Raw genomic sequence first — 16,102 nt, forward strand, 5'->3', positions numbered from 1 at the left:
GTTCCCGATATCGTTTTGTCGGCCATCGACGCCGACGTGATCAAGACCTATGTCAGCCTTGGCCTGGGCGTCGGGGTCGTCGCTTCGGTGGCCTACGACAAGGAACAGGACCGCAGCCTGGAACTCATTCAGGTTCCCGACCTGTTTCCGTCCAATACCACGCGCATTGCCGTTCGCCGGGGGACCTATCTGCGCAGCTATGCCCACGCCTTCATCGAAAAGGTTTGCCCGGATGTCGGCGAGGAAAGCATCAAGTCGGCACTGAAGTCGCAAAATGGGGGGGAGGCATAGTCCAGAGGCCGGTGGCTGGACATAGCCCCTCGAATTCAAACAAGGAGGAACGCTCTGGCCGCGGTTAACGGGTGAATTGAGTGTTTTCTAGGCGTCCCGGAGACTCATCCAGAGTTCGAGTGCCTCCGGGCACGCCAGATTGTTTTGGCGATCTTCCTTTACTTGGTTTTTGCGTGATGCCCCCAGCATTTGCCAAGATTTCGATATTTCTATTTGGCATTAAATGTTGGCTGGAGCCGTTGTCTCAGGCAAAATTAGATTTTTATCTTTGTATGTGATGCCGCTTCAGGGAAGTCGGTAACGAGGACTAACAAATGATTTTGGTGACAGGCGGCGCTGGCTATATTGGTTCACACACAGTGATTGAATTGCTGGCCAGCGGACATGAACTCGTGATATTCGACAATTTTTCGAATAGTTCGCCAAAGGTCTTTGACCGGATAGAGAGAATTTCAGGAAAACGTCCCACTGTGCTTGAGGGGGATATCCGGGATGGCGAATCATTAAGGGCTGTCTTCCGGGATTACCCGATATCTGCGGTGATTCATTTTGCCGGGCTGAAGGCAGTGGGCGAGTCGGTCGAGCAACCGATGCGTTACTACGACAACAATGTCCTGGGCTCCTTGCGCCTGTTTGAAGCGATGGCTGAAGCCAATATTTTCAATTTGGTATTCAGTTCTTCGGCAACGGTCTATGGTGACCCGCACACGGTACCGATCCTTGAACATTTTCCGTTGCAGGCCACTAACCCGTACGGACGCTCGAAGCTGGTTATCGAAGATATGTTGCGCGACATTGCGCTGGCCGATTCACGCTGGAAAATTGCCCTTCTACGCTATTTCAATCCGGTCGGTGCCCACATTAGCGGGCTTATCGGAGAGGATCCGCAGGGTATTCCCAATAATCTGATGCCCTTTGTTGCTCAGGTTGCGGTCGGGCGGCGTCAGGAACTTGCGGTTTTTGGTAATGACTACCCGACGATCGATGGCACCGGAGTGAGGGACTACATCCATGTCGTAGATCTGGCGAAAGGTCACCTCGCAGCCTTGGATGCGTTGCCATCTCTGAATGGGGCAACTCCGATCAATCTCGGTACAGGGCAGGGCCATAGCGTGCTGGAGGTAGTAGCCGCTTTTGAACGAGCTTCAGGACATCCAGTTCCCTACCGTATTGCTCCAAGACGGGCTGGCGACGTTGCTGCGTGCTATGCGGATCCCTCCTGCGCACAAAAAATACTGGGCTGGTCGGCCATACATGGTCTTGACACGATGTGCCAGGATGTTTGGCGCTGGCAGTCAGCCAATCCACTGGGTTACAACAAATAACAGCAGGTCTATGTGGTTTATGTATCTGGCATGATAGGGCTTTTTAAGTATAGGGTTTTTCTGCCAGAGTGTATTTGCTGATTTAAGAAACATCCCGAAATAATTCGTAGTGCCTTTGCCAGCTTTGAAATTTTTGTCTGAGTTTTTCTTTTTATTGCATTGAATCAATTTGTTGGATTTTTTTTGTTACTTGGTTTTTGTTGATTTGCTGAGATGCCTGGCTTACTGAATTGTTTGTTATTTATGTGAAAAAGATCACAGCAACTGGGTTGGATGTTTGATATTCTTGGCCTAAATAGCAATGGTTGGGTGAAAGGTGAGGGTAGGGTCATGGACGATAAAAAAACCGAACTAGAAAAAAATGGAGCCGCTGACCTCGTGTCGGAATCGCCAGATAAAATTGGCCTTGCTCGTTCCCGTCGTCGCTTATTCAGGAAAGGTGCGTCAGTAATAGCGGTGACCTTGGTAAGTCGGCCTGTTTTGGCTTGGCACTGCAAATCGCCCTCAGCCTGGGGGTCTGAACTTATTAATCCGAATACCAGCCTGAAAACGAACGATGGGCACAGTTCCTATGCTGACGAAACCTGGACTATTTCAAACTGGGTAGCGAATCAGTCGAGAAATAATTTTGGCAAGCCTTGGGCCAAGCTCAAAAGCAAGTTTCCTGCATTGAAGGATAGTTCGACTACGTCGACTGACAGTCAAGGTAGGATCTATTTTGATTTCACCAAGGTAACGGTAAAAAAATTGTTCACCTCAGTGTCCGGCTTGGCCCGGCCGAGTGGTTTGACTGACGATGCTAAAATCACAGAAGTGTTGAATTTGGGGAGCGATCTTCAGAAATATACGATCGTTGCTCAATTGAACTATATTCTTCTGGCTCCATTGGGCACGCCGAATGACCTTGATAAATGTCTGACGCTCCAGGATCTTCAAAGAATGGCAAGTGGCTCTTATTCACCCTCGAATATGGGGAGCGTGACTTGGGGGCCGATGGAGATTAAGGACTATCTGTTCAATAACTGGATTGTCAGACCTTAATAGTCGTTACGGCCAATGTTCATTTGCTAAGTCAGATGCCCGAGGCGAAGTTTTTTTTGCAAAGCACGGACTTGGTTTTCCGTGTTTTTGAAGATGAGGATCTCGCAGTTGTTTATGATCCTCGCAACGGAAGCACTCACTTGTTCAGTATTGTTGCTCACGAACTCTACCAACTTCTGGCAAGTTCGCCTGCAAGCTTGCAGGAATTAAAACTCTCGTTATTTCAGCGTTTTTCTGACGATGACCAAGAGATGATTTCTACTGCTGTTGATACCGCATTTGTTCAACTCCAGTGTGCTGACCTGATTGATGCAGTAGCCAATTGAAGGTTTCCGAGCTTTCCAAACATGCTCTTTTTGCGATTCTCCAGCGCGGAGAGTTATGCATAGACATGTTTCCCTTTGTGGTTCGAGTTCGTTCCGATATATCGGAACTGGCCGAGGATATTGGCCGGATATATCAGGACTTCACGGTTCTGGATTCCAATTGTTTTTCCGACTTCCATGTCGAGGTTTCATACGAGCGCGGTGTTCGGCGATGGTTTCGGCCACTGGCCCGGTTTTATTTCGACGGCCGCCCGTCTTTCATTCCACTTCCTGTTGATCAAGCCTTTCCGATGCTCGAATGGGGGATCAACTGGTGTGTGGCAGCCCATAGCCATAGTTTTTTGATTGTTCATGCTGCTGTTATTGAGCGGCAGGGGGTGGCTGTGGTGATGCCTGCACCTCCCGGTTCGGGGAAAAGCACCTTATGTGCAGCGCTAATAGGTCGTGGCTGGCGCTTGTTGTCCGATGAGTTGGCACTTTATGATTTTGAAACTAAACAACTCTACGGTATGGCACGCCCGGTTAGCCTAAAAAACCAGTCAATTCCGATAATACAGGCTCATACGCCGGCGGCAGAAATCACATCACCTGTTCCAGATACAACCAAAGGTACGGTTGCCTTGCTTCGGCCACCATCGGAAAGCGTACAACAGGTCAAGATTCCGGCCAGACCAGCCTGGATAATTTTGCCGCACTATCAGGTGGATGCCGATGCTTTGCTTGAGCCATTGAGCAAAGGTAAGGCATTCATGCTGATTGCAGAGCAGTCCTTCAACTACAACGTTCATGGTCGTGAAGGCTTTGAGGCAGTTGGCGACTTGGTTGATAGCTGTGAATGCTTCCAATTTACCTATAGTCGTTTAAGCGATGCCGAGCGTGTTTTTGATGATTTGCTGGCCCGTCGCATCAATGGGTAACGAAGGCGTGCTTGTTCAATGTTTGCGGGATCCCCGGGCGGTTTTGTCGCTGGATCCCAGTGGCTGGGATTTGCTAATTCGTCAAGGACGTCGGGCGAACTTGCTTGGAAAACTAGCTGTTCTGCTTTTAGATTCAGGCTTGATGTCCTTGCTCCCTGCCTCACCGAAGGCGCATCTACTTTCCGCACTAAAGATGGCTGAGCGCCAGAATGCGGCTATTCATTGGGAGGTTTCCCGTATTTCCGAGGCATTACGCACCATCGGCGTGGATATTATTCTGTTGAAGGGGGCTGCCTATGTCTTGGCCGGACTTCCATCCTCAAGGGGGCGTACATTTTCAGACGTCGATATCCTGGTTCGTAAGAGCGAAATTATCGATGTTGAGAGTGCGTTAATGATCCATGGTTGGCAGGGAAGCCATCATGACGAGTACGACCAGCGGTATTACCGGAAATGGATGCACGAAATTCCGCCGATGTTGCATGTTCGTCGCGGAACAACTATCGACGTCCATCATGGGATTTTGCCGGAAACTGCTCGTATTCAAGTTAATACGCAAGCGCTGCTGGATTGTCCCTTGCCTGTAAATGGCTTTCACAATATTTTCGTTCTCAAACCGGCTGATATGGTTTTGCATAGCGCTGCGCACTTGTTCCATGAGGGGGAACTTGACAACGGTTTACGCGATCTTGCCGATTTGGATACAATGCTCCGCCATTTTGGTGTTGAGCAGAGTTTTTGGTTCGGGCTTGTCCCAAGGGCCAGAGAATTGGGATTGCTCCGTCCTCTGTATTATGCCTTGGTGTTCTCCATGCGTATTTTTAATACCCCATGCCCCCAGAGTGTTGTCGCTGAGTTGAAGGCAATATGTCCATCATGGGTTTTCAGATGGCTGATGAATGCTTGCTATACGAGGGCATTGCGCCCGAATCACGCCAGTACTCATACCGGAGGGACATGGCTAGCAAGAAAAGCACTCTACATAAGATCGCATTGGATAAAAATGCCAGTGAGATTGTTGGTCTGGCATTTACTCCACAAGGCAATAAAAACTCCCGCCAAAGAGAACCAATTTAATACTCAGAACAAGAAGCTTGATGCTCAGTAATCTACTGAGACTCCAGCATGTTTTTTAGATGATTGGCGGGAATAGCATAGCTTATGCCGGAAGGCTGGCTCAGAACGGCTTCTTTTGTACTCTTGATGAAGACCATATTGATGATGCCAATGATTTCACCGTGCTCAAGGTCAAAGACAGGGCTGCCACTATTTCCGGGGTAGGCAGTAGCATCAAGCTGAAAAATATTAAACGTTCCGTTTTTTATGCGACGGATGACCTTTTCATTGAGTTGCTGTGCATTCCCCCCTGGCAGAGCAATTGGAGTGATCGAGGAAATCATCCCGCGGTGAGTTACCGGTGAGAAGCCGAGTGCGCCCCCGATAGGGAAGCCGGTAAAACCGATTAGTTGCCCTTCGCGAACCGAGTCGGAGTTTCTAAGTTTGAGCGGGGGCAGGGCGGAGCCATCGATTCGTAAAATCGCAAGATCATGATCGCGATCGCGAGATGACAAGTAAGCCTGTCTTAGCTGCGGAACTCCGCTGCTATTTTTGACCTGGATAGCAAGTACCGCTGAATCAAGGTCTGTGATTTCTGGTACAACATGAGCGTTGGTAGCTACCAGATTTCCATTGCCGATGACAAACCCGGTTCCACGTAGAATAAACTGTGGGCTATTGGTTTTTTTATAGGTACCAACGACGACGATCGAGGGTTTTATTTGCTCAATTAAGTCAGCAATTTCAGCTGCAACGAGTATTGGTTGCATTAAAACTAATGCAAGAAATATTCCTTTTGCCGATGAGTTCAGTTTCGTCACATCAACCTGCGTAAAGCGATTTTCTGCAACTCAGGTGAGGGGGGCGTAACGCTTGGATCAAAGGGGTGGTCCTCTCGTTTGAATATATCTCGAATCCGCTTTACGTAGCCCTGAGTTTCAGGATACGGAGGAATACCTGCGAATCGGTTAACTGCTCCTTCCCCAGCATTGTATGCTGCGGCAACCAGTGTCACATCACCTTTAAAGTAGGCCAATAACCAGCGTAGATAGGAGAGTCCTCCTCGGATATTTTGTTCGGGGTCAAACGGTTTTCTGACGTTGAATCGTTCGGCTGTTTCCGGGATCAGTTGCATCAGGCCTTGTGCATTCTTTGGTGATACAGCAACCGGGTTAAAATTTGATTCGGCACGGATAATTGCCATTGCCAGTCGAGGGTAGACCCCATATTCCGGGGCAAGCTTAAGCACCAAATCCATGACTTTTTTGTGTTCAGGAATCGCTTTGGCCAAAATGTCATGACCATCGCTGTCAAAAAGGCATTCAGGTACTTTTGAAACTGGGTCGCCTACTTGGCGAAGCATGCGTAGGGAAAGTGGATCACCCTGCTTTGCCGCCATGCTAAAAAAATAGGCGGCAGTTGCATCATCCCTCTGAATGCCTCGTCCGTTGGCATACATCCAGCCAAGATTGTATTGTGCTTCAATATCGCCAAGACGCGCTGCTTCGCAGTATAACTGGATGGCTTTTTCGGGATCGCGCTTTACACCATCACCATGTTCATAAGTACGCCCTTCGAGCCTTAATGATAAGGCGAGATCGGCATTGCGATTTTCTGCGAATGCCGGGCTGAATGAGATGCTGCCTAGAAATAGAGCAAACAGTACCCAAGGTTTTGAATTGTCACAGATTGACCTTGAGTGTGTCATGCCGTACTCCTCTTAGAGTCGCCAGACGCTTATTCCTGCGGCGTTGAATGCAGCAGAATCAAACATGCTTTTCACGTCGGTGATTACCCCACCTGTTTCCAGTTTAGATAAGAAATCCGCGCTTGCACGTTCTTTAAATTCTTTGTGATTTACAGCAGCAACAATGGCAGCCGCTTTGGGAAGGTCATTCCAGGAGACTAGGTCAACACCATACTCATGTTGCGCCTCTTTTACGTCAGCGACTGGGTCATGAACTACAACTTGAGCACCGTAGGATTCGAGTTCACGGATAACGTCAATGACACGGGAGTTTCGAAGGTCTGGGCAATCTTCCTTAAAGGTTAGACCTAGAACGATGATCGGGCAGTTTTTGATTGGGTGCCCTCTGCGTACCAACTGTTTTATGGTCTGCTCCGCAACAAATTTGCCCATGCCATCGTTAATTCGACGGCCGGCAAGGATAACCTCGGGGTGATATCCTAATTTTTGTGCTTTATGGGTCAGGTAATATGGGTCAACACCAATACAGTGACCACCAACCAGGCCTGGTCTGAAGGGTAGGAAATTCCACTTGGTTCCAGCTGCTTGCAGGACTTCAAGAGTATCAATTCCAATTCGGTCAAATATGATGGCTAACTCGTTCATCAGTGCAATATTGAGGTCGCGCTGGGTGTTCTCAATCACTTTGGCTGCTTCGGCAACTTTGATCGACGAGGCCGGAAAGACACCCGCTGTAATTACGCTGGCGTATATCTCCTGAACGGTAGCAAGGGTTTCCGGCGTGTCACCAGAAACTACCTTGACGATCTTGGTTACAGTGCGTTCCTTGTCACCAGGATTGATGCGTTCAGGAGAGTAGCCGACAAAGAAATCCGTTTTCCATTTCTTGCCTGAGTACTGCTCAATGATCGGAATACAGACCTCTTCCGTTGCGCCCGGATATACGGTCGATTCGAAAACAATGATCGCACCCTGTTTAAGATTTTGGCCCACGGCACGGGAGGAACTGACCAGAGGGCTGAAATCCGGCTGGTGGGCATCGTCTACCGGAGTGGGGACGGCAACGATGACAAAATCAGCTTCTTTCAGACACGCTGTATCGGTTCCCACTTCCAGAAGGGTCGCTTCTTTCAGGTCTTGGCTACTGACTTCGCCTGTTGGGTCTATATGCTGCTTGTAGCTTGCAATTTTTTCTGCAGATAAATCTAGGCCAATAGTACGAAACTTTTTGCCGAATTCGACTGCTAAAGGAAGTCCGACATAACCAAGTCCAACGACAGCGATTGTTTTCATCTTTGAGCTCTTGGAATAAAGGGAAGTAGTTAAAGTTCTTTTTGTAGGCGGGCTACATCAGCTTGCCCTTGGAATTTTTCACCGAGTTTGGCTAATGCGTTTAGCTCAACACGTGCCTCATCTTTTCGTCCTGAACTGACCAGTATTTTTGCTAAATTAAGTTTTATCGCAGCCGCGTCAGGGGAAATAACCAACGCCTTGCGCAGAATTTCGATGGCTTTGGTTGTTTCGCCCTTTTCTGCAAGAAGCATCGCCAAGGTATCCATGAATGGTGGTTGGTTGGGCGCCAATTGATTGGCCTTTTCCGCATATTCCAACGCTTTGGGTGACTTCATTTGTCCCGAAACCCAGGCCAGATTGTTCAGGACGAGAGGGTTGTTGGCTTGTATCTCAAGTGCTGCCCGATAATGCTGAATTGCGCCTGGATAGTCTTTTCGTGCAGTTGCTACATCACCTAAATGGGAACGGAAGATAATATCTTTCGGATGCTCTTTTACCCAAGTGTTTGAGAATTTTTCTAGTTCGACGGTGTTGCCAGAGGCTAATAGTGCAGAGTGAAGTTTAACAGCGAGTTCTGGAGCGGCTCCTTGCTTTATCCCTGCACGATAGGCTGCGATGGCTTCAGGCCAACGCTTGCTTGATGCGTGAATATCACCTTCAAGTATGAAGCCCGTCGGCTCCTTGGGGCGCTGCTTTTGAACTTCTCGAGCTAACCCTAAGGCATCTTCAGGTTTTTTGTTCTCCAGCGCCAACAGGATCAAGCCTCGTTGGGCTTCAAGAAGGTCTGGCTTGACTTCGAGGGCCTTGCGTAGACTCTTTGATGCATCATCCTTGTTGGCGTTGGCGATATGTATTTCGGCCATCCGCATGTGTGCAACTGGCGAGGCTGGCTGTAGTGCTGCTAGCTTGCCGTAGGTAACCAAGGCTTGATTCGAATCGCCAGCAGCTCTTTGTGTTCTGCCCACGGCATCAAGTAACTCAGGCTTGTCTGGCATCGCTGCTAACGCTTCCTGAGCTGCTGTCTGGGCCTTTTTCGTTTCCTTGCTGCGCAGATAAAACTCGATCAAGGCTAAACGGGGGGCCAGTTCGGTCGGATTGGTTTCAACTGCTTTGTTAATTAGTACTACAACTTCTTCGGGTTTGCCCCCTGATGCATTTTTAAGATCAGCAAGAGCGATTAGTGCGCCAAGATTATTAGGGTCCGCAGCAAGTACTCTCTCGAAGCGTTTGCGGGCGTCATCAGGCTTTTTGTCCACCATATCCATTGCGGCAAGACTAACCGCGGCAGGAAGGAAGGCAGGGTTGATTGATAACGCTTTTTCAAAACTAATGCGCGCTCCAGCGAGGTCGTTCTTGGCCAGTTGCGTGCGCGCTCGCAGATTGTAGGTGGCTGGATTGTCGGGTTGCTTGCGCTCCAGACTGTCAATGGCCTTGAGGGCCTTGTCCAGTTCATTCCGTCGTAAGTAGGTTGCAATCAGTGCCAGGTCAGCAGTTATGCCCTTATCTGATGCCGATATTTTTTCCAGTTCGTTGTAGCCGGTATTTATGTCGCCAAGAGCCATATGCGCAATGGCTAGTGACGTTCTCTTCGCTGGATCACTGGGATCAAGCTGGTTGGCTTTGGCGAAAAACTCTTCCGCTTTCTTGGCATCGCCATTCTGGAGAAAAGTTTGTCCAGCCAGAGTAAGCAAGGTGGGGTCTTTATCGATGCGTCCGAGCACAGGTGAGAGTGTGCTCATTGCTTTGGCCGCTTGTCCTGTCCGCAAGTAATTGGAGACAAGCAGGCGACGAGCTAGAAGCATGTCCGGTGCCTGTTGCAGTGCCTTGTTTAAATAGGACTCCGCTTGTATGTAGGAGCGAAGTTGGTATTCGATGGCTCCTGCAATCTGGAGAGCATTCGGATTATTCGGGGTGAGCTTCAAGAGTTGTTGAGCCAACTCCCTGGCGATTTTGTAGTCCTTCCGCTGATAGGTGAGTTGAGTATCCAAATAGATGGTCTGCGGATGTTTTGGAGCTATTTTTTTGAGTGCATCAAGCTGCTTGTTTGCGTCATCTGTTTTCCCTTGCTGCATGAGTATGGAAATAATCGCGGCATGAGCTGGCAGAAAGTCATTTTTGACTTCCGTCACCTTGCGATACAGTTCCAGCGATTTTTCTTGATTGCCTTGGACTGCAGCGAGCGAAGCGTTGAGAAAAAGTGCCTCGTGATTATTGGCTGTTTTGGAGAGAATGCTGTCGACAATGGCTTGAGCGCCTTCGTAATCGCTGTTCGCAGCTTTTAACCGGGCGTCTGCCAACAGAGCTGGTGCGTAATCAGGCTGAGCAGTTAATGCAGCTTTCAGTGCAGCAAGAGCGGCTTCTCGATTTCCCTGGACTAGATAAGCTGCGCTCAATGTCGTCTTTAGGTTGGCAGATGCCTCGGTCGAAGGAAGCTCCAGTTTTGAGAATTCGTCGCTGATTTTTTTTGCTTGCCCGGTGCCGAGCAAGGCTCGGGCAAGCAAGGGGATGGTTTCTTCTTGCGAGAACTTGAGCTCGTGGGCTTTCCTAAGTTCGACTTCTGCACCTGCAGCGTCGCCGCTCTCGAGTAGGGCTTTACCCAAAAGGAAGCGGGCTTCACCGAGATTAGGGTTTTGCTGAAGAGCATTTTTAAACTGGATCACAGCAGCTTTGCTGTCGTTTTTGGAAAGATAATCTCGCCCTGATGCGATAAGTGTTTCCGGCTTGTCGCCACTGCAGCCAGTCAGGGCTGTCAGCAGGAGCGTCGAGAATGCTGCAGACCGAAAAAGGGTTCTTTTATTCATAATCGTGGTCTCGCTGAAGGTGGTTATTTCAGGCCTAGTCTATGCATCAGGTCATACAGAGTAGGGCGGCTGATCCCTAGAATTTCTGATGCTCGCATGAGGTTGCCATTGGCTCGCCCAAGCGCTGTAACAATGGCACGTCTTTCGGCCTCGTCGCGTACACGGCGTAGGTCAATAAACTCACTGTCATCTTCTGCAGCGTGATTGAGACCTATGTCTTCGCGTGTAATTTGCGAGCCATCAGCCATAATTACTGAACGTTTTATGCAGTTTTCAAGCTCGCGTACATTGCCTGGCCATGAATGGGCCTCTATTGCCCGAATAGCATCTTCTGTAAGTACCATATTGCCGCAATTTTGCTCTGCGGCAAAACGCCTGACAAAGGCGTGTGCCAGTAGTGCCGGGTCACCTTTGCGCAGCCGAAGGGGGGGGATAATAATAATTATCTCGGCAAGCCGATAATAGAGGTCTTCGCGGAAGCGACCTTCTTTTATAAGCGTACTAAGATCTTGGTGTGTGGCGCAGACAATGCGAACGTCGACCGGGATTTCCTGGCGTCCGCCAATGCGCTCAATGATGCGCTCTTGAAGGAACCGTAACAATTTAGATTGCAAGGATAGCGGCAGATCACCGATTTCATCCAGAAACAGGGTCCCGGTATGGGCTGTTTCGATTTTTCCTGGCGTGGTCTTGGCTGCCCCGGTAAACGCCCCTTTTTCGTAACCAAAAAGTTCGCTTTCAAGCAAATTGTCTGGAATAGCTGCGCAATTGATGGCTACAAAGCGCTCTTTCCTTCGGGGCGAACTGTCATGTAACCCCCGCGCCAGAACTTCTTTGCCAGTCCCGCTTTCGCCAAGTAGAAGGACAGTAGCATTGCTGTTTGCTACCTTTTCGATGGTGCGGCACACACGCAGCATTTCAGCATCGCGAGTAATCAATCCGGCAAGAGCTGCGGGATGTTGCATTTCCTGCAGGCGTCGGTTTTCCTGCTGGAGATCAAATAGGCGGAATGCACGGTCAATCGTTAATGTCAGTAGTTCCGGTTCGAATGGTTTTGCAAAAAAATCGTAGGCACCGAGGGCTATTGCACGTAGCGCATTGGCACGATCATTTTGCCCGGTTAGTACAATTACTTTGGTTTCCGGAGCGGTGGATACGATTTGCTCCAGTAGGCGAAATCCCTCGGAGACCGAGTCTGCATCGGGGGGGAGTCCAAGATCCATGGTCACGACCGGCGGACTGTGTCGGTGAATCTGCAGTAGCGCACTTTCGCGGTCATCTGCGGTCAACGTCTCGAATTGGTCAAAAGACCAGCGCAATTGTTTTTGAAGGGCCGGGTCGTCTTCGACGATAAGTAAAGGGCGGCGCTTTTCGGTGCTCACGAAGCATCCCCTTCTTTTAAGTCGGACTCGGTTCGCAGATCGAAGAGGGGCAAAATCATTGTGATTCTTGTCCCATGGTTTTCTTCACTATCAACCAGCATTTCCCCACCTAGTTCTTTAATGTACTGCGCACTTTCAAAGGCACCGATTCCCATTCCCGATTGTTTGGTACTTTGAAATGGTTTGAAGAGACGATTCCGGATGAACTCCTGGCTCATGCCGTGACCTGTATCACCAACTTCTATGGCCGCCCTGTCTCCTCGTTTCTCCAGCGATACCCAAACTCGCCCGCTCGGATCGGTCGCATCCAGAGCATTTTGAACAAGATGGCCGATGACCCTTTCGAGGCGCTCTTCGTGGCCGCGAGTGGTTAGCCGCTCATGGAGGCGTATTTCCAATAATCGGCCTTGGTTGATTTTACCCCGTTGTATCCGTTCAATGACATCTGGAAGATTCACGCCGCAAGGGGTGCCCGGTGGTGTTGCCCCTTCTCTTAATTGCATCATGAGTTGCCGCATACGTTCGACCGAGTGCTCCACCGTCATCAGCATGTCCTGTTGGAACTCTGGGTTGTCCCGATGGCGTTCAGCATTACGCAGCATCAAGGATAGTTGTGTGACGATATTTTTCAGATCATGTACGACGAACGCCGACATCTTGTTAAATGCATCAAATTTCTTTGATTCCAGCAGTGCTTCGGTTGCTTGCATCTTGGCGAGGAAACCCGCTGCTTGACAGCCGGCTGTGCGCAGCAAATCGTTGACTTCCCAATTAATGTCGATTTTGGTTCGTGAACTTGTCAGGACCACAAAGCCATTGATCTCGGTACCCACCATTAACGGGACAATAAGCCATGCGTTTGGAATGTTTGAAACCCACGCCGGAATATCGAGTTGACCGTAACGGCCCGGAAAACAACGGTACTCCTCCAGGTTGATGACCCAGCCACTGGTCAAAAGAAATTGGATTAGAGGGGAGTCGAAGTCTTCTCTGCTGCTTTCAACAGGAATGTTCCAGCGCGCTGCTTGGCAAAAAACGCTGCGCCCAGAGTCAAGTAACCAGAGTCCGCCACCAGGGCTTTCAACCATGTTGGCCAAACCACGAACGACTTGTTGTCCCATCGCTTGGGGGGAGTCTTGGGTGGATAGCGTTTGCGTGAAACGTAGCCATTCTTCCCTGTAATCATAGCGATAGCTGAAAAAGTGCTTGCCGACCAGAACGCGCAATTTGGCGCGCATTGACCCGGAAACTACTAAATAGCCTAGACCTAATAGCCCAGCGAAAAGCAAACCCAATTGGAGTGCCCGGCCCCAGTCACCACCAAAATAGCGAACGTAGTAACCAATACCCGACATGAACAGCAAATACAGGCCGGCAATTAGCAGTGTTGCTGAATGAAAGGCGGCTTTTTGTGAGAGGCGGATTTTGGAGGTCCAGTCGCGGCTTCGTAAGGTGGAGACTATGAAAAGCGGAATGACCAGTGTATTGACAAAGCCACGGACGGCTAAGGCATCTGGATCAATCCGGTTGAACATCAATGCGTCGGAATAGAGATACAAATCGAAGATGAAAAGGCCACCCAGACCGAGACAGAGCGGCTTTACGTTCCATCGAGAGTCTTCTGATACGTTTCGGAACAATTGCTCAACCAGGATCAGGCCGAGAAGTATCATCAGCAATGCTTGGAAAAGTACTGTTCTTGCCCAATGCTCTATCGAAATCAGGCTAAAACCTAGTGCGAGATGCAACGCAATGCCGCTGATGACTGCAACCCAGCAGGCGGGCGTGAGCCATGAAGCTAGCGAGGGCCGTGTTGTCTCGCCCGATCTCTTGTCAAACGCGAGAAGGAGAATCAAAAAAACATACCAGCAGCCATAGCGAAGAAAGTCGGCGAGTGTGTTGGCAAGTAGAAGGAGGGGCGAGTTGGTAAGTGCGAAGGCCGTTCCTAGGCCTGCCCAGCAAGCCGAAATGAGCATGGCCAACAGTAATGCGCGAGGGCGGGTGCTATGGCGCCATTCCGCTCCAAGTGAAAATAAGTAGACAGCAAACAGCAGATAGCCACTGGCTGCAATTCCGAAGCTCCAGGCGATCAGTGATGCCGGTTGGTTTTCCATTGAGAGGTATCTAGGCCATCGCGCTATTGCGCCTCGGCATTGCCTTAGTGAGCACCCTTGCCTGTCAAGACGACACCAACTGTTTCGAATAGAACGACCATGTCCAGGAAAAGAGAGTGGTTCTTAACGTAGTAGAGGTCGTATTGCAGTTTTTCAGCTGAGTCTTCAACGGTAGCACCATAGTGATAGCGTACTTGCGCCCAGCCAGTGACCCCCGGTTTGACGCTATGGCGAACGGCATAAAAAGGAATTTCTTTGGTTAGTTGGTCGACAAAGAATGGGCGTTCTGGGCGAGGACCAACGAGGCTCATATCGCCTTTTAGAACGCTGAACAGTTGAGGAAGTTCGTCAATGCGTAGTTTTCGGATGAATTTTCCAACCTTGGTGACGCGATCATCCTGTGCTTTGGCCCAGATCGGTTTGCCATCCTTTTCAGCATCACGCCGCATACTGCGAAACTTGATGACATTAAACAAGCGGCCGTTTAGACCAACCCGTTCCTGGCGATAGAACAATGGAAATCCATTTTCCGCGACTATCAAGATGCCAGTAGCCAGCATTACAGGCATTGCGAGAATAATCAGGATCGAGGCGAAGACAATGTCGAATAAACGTTTGATGACGGTTCGCAGGGTTCCCTGGCGAAAACCGTCGCCGAAAATAAGCCAGCCAGCATAGAGAGAGTCGAGGCGGATTTGCCCTAGCGTTTGCTCGAAATGGCTGGCCAGATCCATTACACGTATGCCGTGCAGCTTGCAGTCAAGCAGTTCGCGGAGTGGCATTGATCCGCCACGGCGCTCGCTCAGGGCTACCACAATCTCATTGGCTCTTAGAGCAATCGCAGTATCAGTCAGGGTTTTGCTCCGGGAGAGAATCTGTGTCTCCGGGACAACATGCGCCTCTTCATTCGGGCTAGGAATGAAACCAATAATTTCGGCTGATGGATCTGATTTTGCGAGGGCGCGTTTGACGGATAGAGCTTGAGAGCCAGCGCCAAATATCAGAATGCGACGGCTGACGAGTGTGCTGCTATTTCTATGAGAGGCACTGACGCGATTGACCAACATGCCAAATACTGCGGACATTGCGGATAGTTGAGCAAATTCCCGGCTAATGTCGGTTACCGGAAGCAAGGCAAAAACCGCGTAGGCAAGTGGTACGGCTAAATAGAGCGACAGCACGGCTCTTGCTCTGCTTTCGCTGACGGTACGGTTGTGTATCCGTTGATAAAAGCCTAGCCAGCCATTGACGATTAGCATCGTGACGCCAAGGATTGCGGCAAATAGAAGGAGGTGACTATGATTGATCGGAAGGCCGCTACTGATCCACATGAAGGCGATGAGCATCCCGACAATAATGAATGAGAGGTCAAAGATCATCTGTATCAAGCTGCGCCAACTGAACCAGTGACTAAAGATTTTGACCATTGCTTACCTCCGAACTCATCCCGTAAATGCCAATGCCCTGCAAAATCAGTTACCCCTACTTAGTGGGCAATGCCTTCTCGTAGATCATGCCCCTTCTATCCAGCAAGTCGTCTGAAATGATTCTACGAGTCATGGCACATATTGCCTGTGTACTATTTCACGGCGACTTCACATTCCAACGCTTTATCATCTGGAATGTTGTACGTCATAAATTCAATGAGGTTTTTCACGGTCATTCTGAGTAATATCAGTCATTTGCGACGATCAGCTCAATGAGTAAAAATCTCACTATGACAATTGCGCATTGTACTGAGTTCAGTCATTAAAAGCCCTACAACCAAAGTAATAGACCTGCTTGCATTGTGATCCTCTCTGGCTATCTACTCAAACAAAGAGTGGTGTATAACACTGACATCGCTCC

13 protein-coding genes are annotated in these 16,102 nt (G+C 49.5%); 6 read left to right on the forward strand and 7 right to left on the reverse strand.

Features of this window, described 5'->3' with window-relative positions:
• The 6 genes from GH663_RS11085 to GH663_RS11110 form a co-directional block, all read left to right on the forward strand.
• On the forward strand, positions 1-291 hold a 291-nt coding region (locus tag GH663_RS11085; RefSeq protein ID WP_246181562.1), incomplete at its 5' end, for a LysR substrate-binding domain-containing protein.
• A gap of 314 nt (positions 292-605) precedes the next feature.
• Entirely contained in the window at positions 606-1,616 is a 1,011-nt protein-coding gene (galE, locus tag GH663_RS11090) for a UDP-glucose 4-epimerase GalE (protein ID WP_153131797.1), read from the forward strand.
• A 330-nt stretch (positions 1,617-1,946) separates the two neighbouring features.
• Positions 1,947-2,657 (forward strand): hypothetical protein, encoded by a 711-nt coding sequence (locus GH663_RS11095; RefSeq protein ID WP_153131799.1) that lies wholly within the window; start codon positions 1,947-1,949, stop codon positions 2,655-2,657.
• A 35-nt stretch (positions 2,658-2,692) separates the two neighbouring features.
• On the forward strand, positions 2,693-2,983 hold the full coding sequence (locus tag GH663_RS11100) for an HPr-rel-A system PqqD family peptide chaperone (RefSeq protein ID WP_153131801.1): 291 nt from the start codon (positions 2,693-2,695) through the stop codon (positions 2,981-2,983).
• The gene (locus GH663_RS11105) at positions 2,980-3,900 is read left to right on the forward strand and encodes an HprK-related kinase A (RefSeq protein ID WP_153131803.1); all 921 of its coding nucleotides are present in this window, start codon (positions 2,980-2,982) and stop codon (positions 3,898-3,900) included. Before GH663_RS11100 ends, GH663_RS11105 begins: the two co-directional genes overlap by 4 nt.
• On the forward strand, positions 3,869-5,008 hold the full coding sequence (locus GH663_RS11110; RefSeq protein WP_246181578.1) for a nucleotidyltransferase domain-containing protein: 1,140 nt from the start codon (positions 3,869-3,871) through the stop codon (positions 5,006-5,008). Before GH663_RS11105 ends, GH663_RS11110 begins: the two co-directional genes overlap by 32 nt.
• Position 5,009: 1 nt before the next feature.
• On the opposite strand, the gene GH663_RS11115 is transcribed toward GH663_RS11110, so the two are convergent.
• Genes GH663_RS11115 through GH663_RS11145 form a run of 7 tightly spaced genes read right to left on the reverse strand, consistent with a single transcriptional unit; the run spans position 5,010 to position 15,681 of the window.
• Complete coding sequence (locus GH663_RS11115; RefSeq protein ID WP_246181563.1) at positions 5,010-5,777, reverse strand: S1 family peptidase; 768 nt, start codon at positions 5,775-5,777, stop codon at positions 5,010-5,012.
• Positions 5,774-6,664, reverse strand: a complete 891-nt coding sequence (locus GH663_RS11120; RefSeq protein WP_153131804.1) for a transglycosylase SLT domain-containing protein — start codon at positions 6,662-6,664, stop codon at positions 5,774-5,776. Before GH663_RS11120 ends, GH663_RS11115 begins: the two co-directional genes overlap by 4 nt.
• Before the next feature lie 12 nt (positions 6,665-6,676).
• Positions 6,677-7,957, reverse strand: a complete 1,281-nt coding sequence (locus tag GH663_RS11125; RefSeq protein ID WP_153131806.1) for a nucleotide sugar dehydrogenase — start codon at positions 7,955-7,957, stop codon at positions 6,677-6,679.
• 29 nt (positions 7,958-7,986) lie between these two features.
• Positions 7,987-10,758, reverse strand: coding sequence for an XrtA/PEP-CTERM system TPR-repeat protein PrsT (gene prsT, locus GH663_RS11130; RefSeq protein ID WP_153131808.1), 2,772 nt, complete (start codon positions 10,756-10,758; stop codon positions 7,987-7,989).
• A gap of 23 nt (positions 10,759-10,781) precedes the next feature.
• Positions 10,782-12,140, reverse strand: a complete 1,359-nt coding sequence (gene prsR, locus GH663_RS11135; RefSeq protein WP_153131809.1) for a PEP-CTERM-box response regulator transcription factor — start codon at positions 12,138-12,140, stop codon at positions 10,782-10,784.
• Positions 12,137-14,254 carry an XrtA/PEP-CTERM system histidine kinase PrsK gene (gene prsK / locus GH663_RS11140; RefSeq protein ID WP_153131812.1) on the reverse strand — a complete coding sequence of 706 codons (2,118 nt, stop codon included), beginning with the start codon at positions 14,252-14,254 and terminating at the stop codon, positions 12,137-12,139. Before prsK ends, prsR begins: the two co-directional genes overlap by 4 nt.
• A gap of 44 nt (positions 14,255-14,298) precedes the next feature.
• Positions 14,299-15,681, reverse strand: a complete 1,383-nt coding sequence (locus GH663_RS11145) for a TIGR03013 family XrtA/PEP-CTERM system glycosyltransferase (protein ID WP_153131814.1) — start codon at positions 15,679-15,681, stop codon at positions 14,299-14,301.
• Positions 15,682-16,102 lie beyond the last annotated feature (421 nt).

It is taken from the genome of Dechloromonas hortensis (assembly GCF_009469765.1).
Classification (GTDB): domain Bacteria; phylum Pseudomonadota; class Gammaproteobacteria; order Burkholderiales; family Rhodocyclaceae; genus Azonexus; species Azonexus hortensis.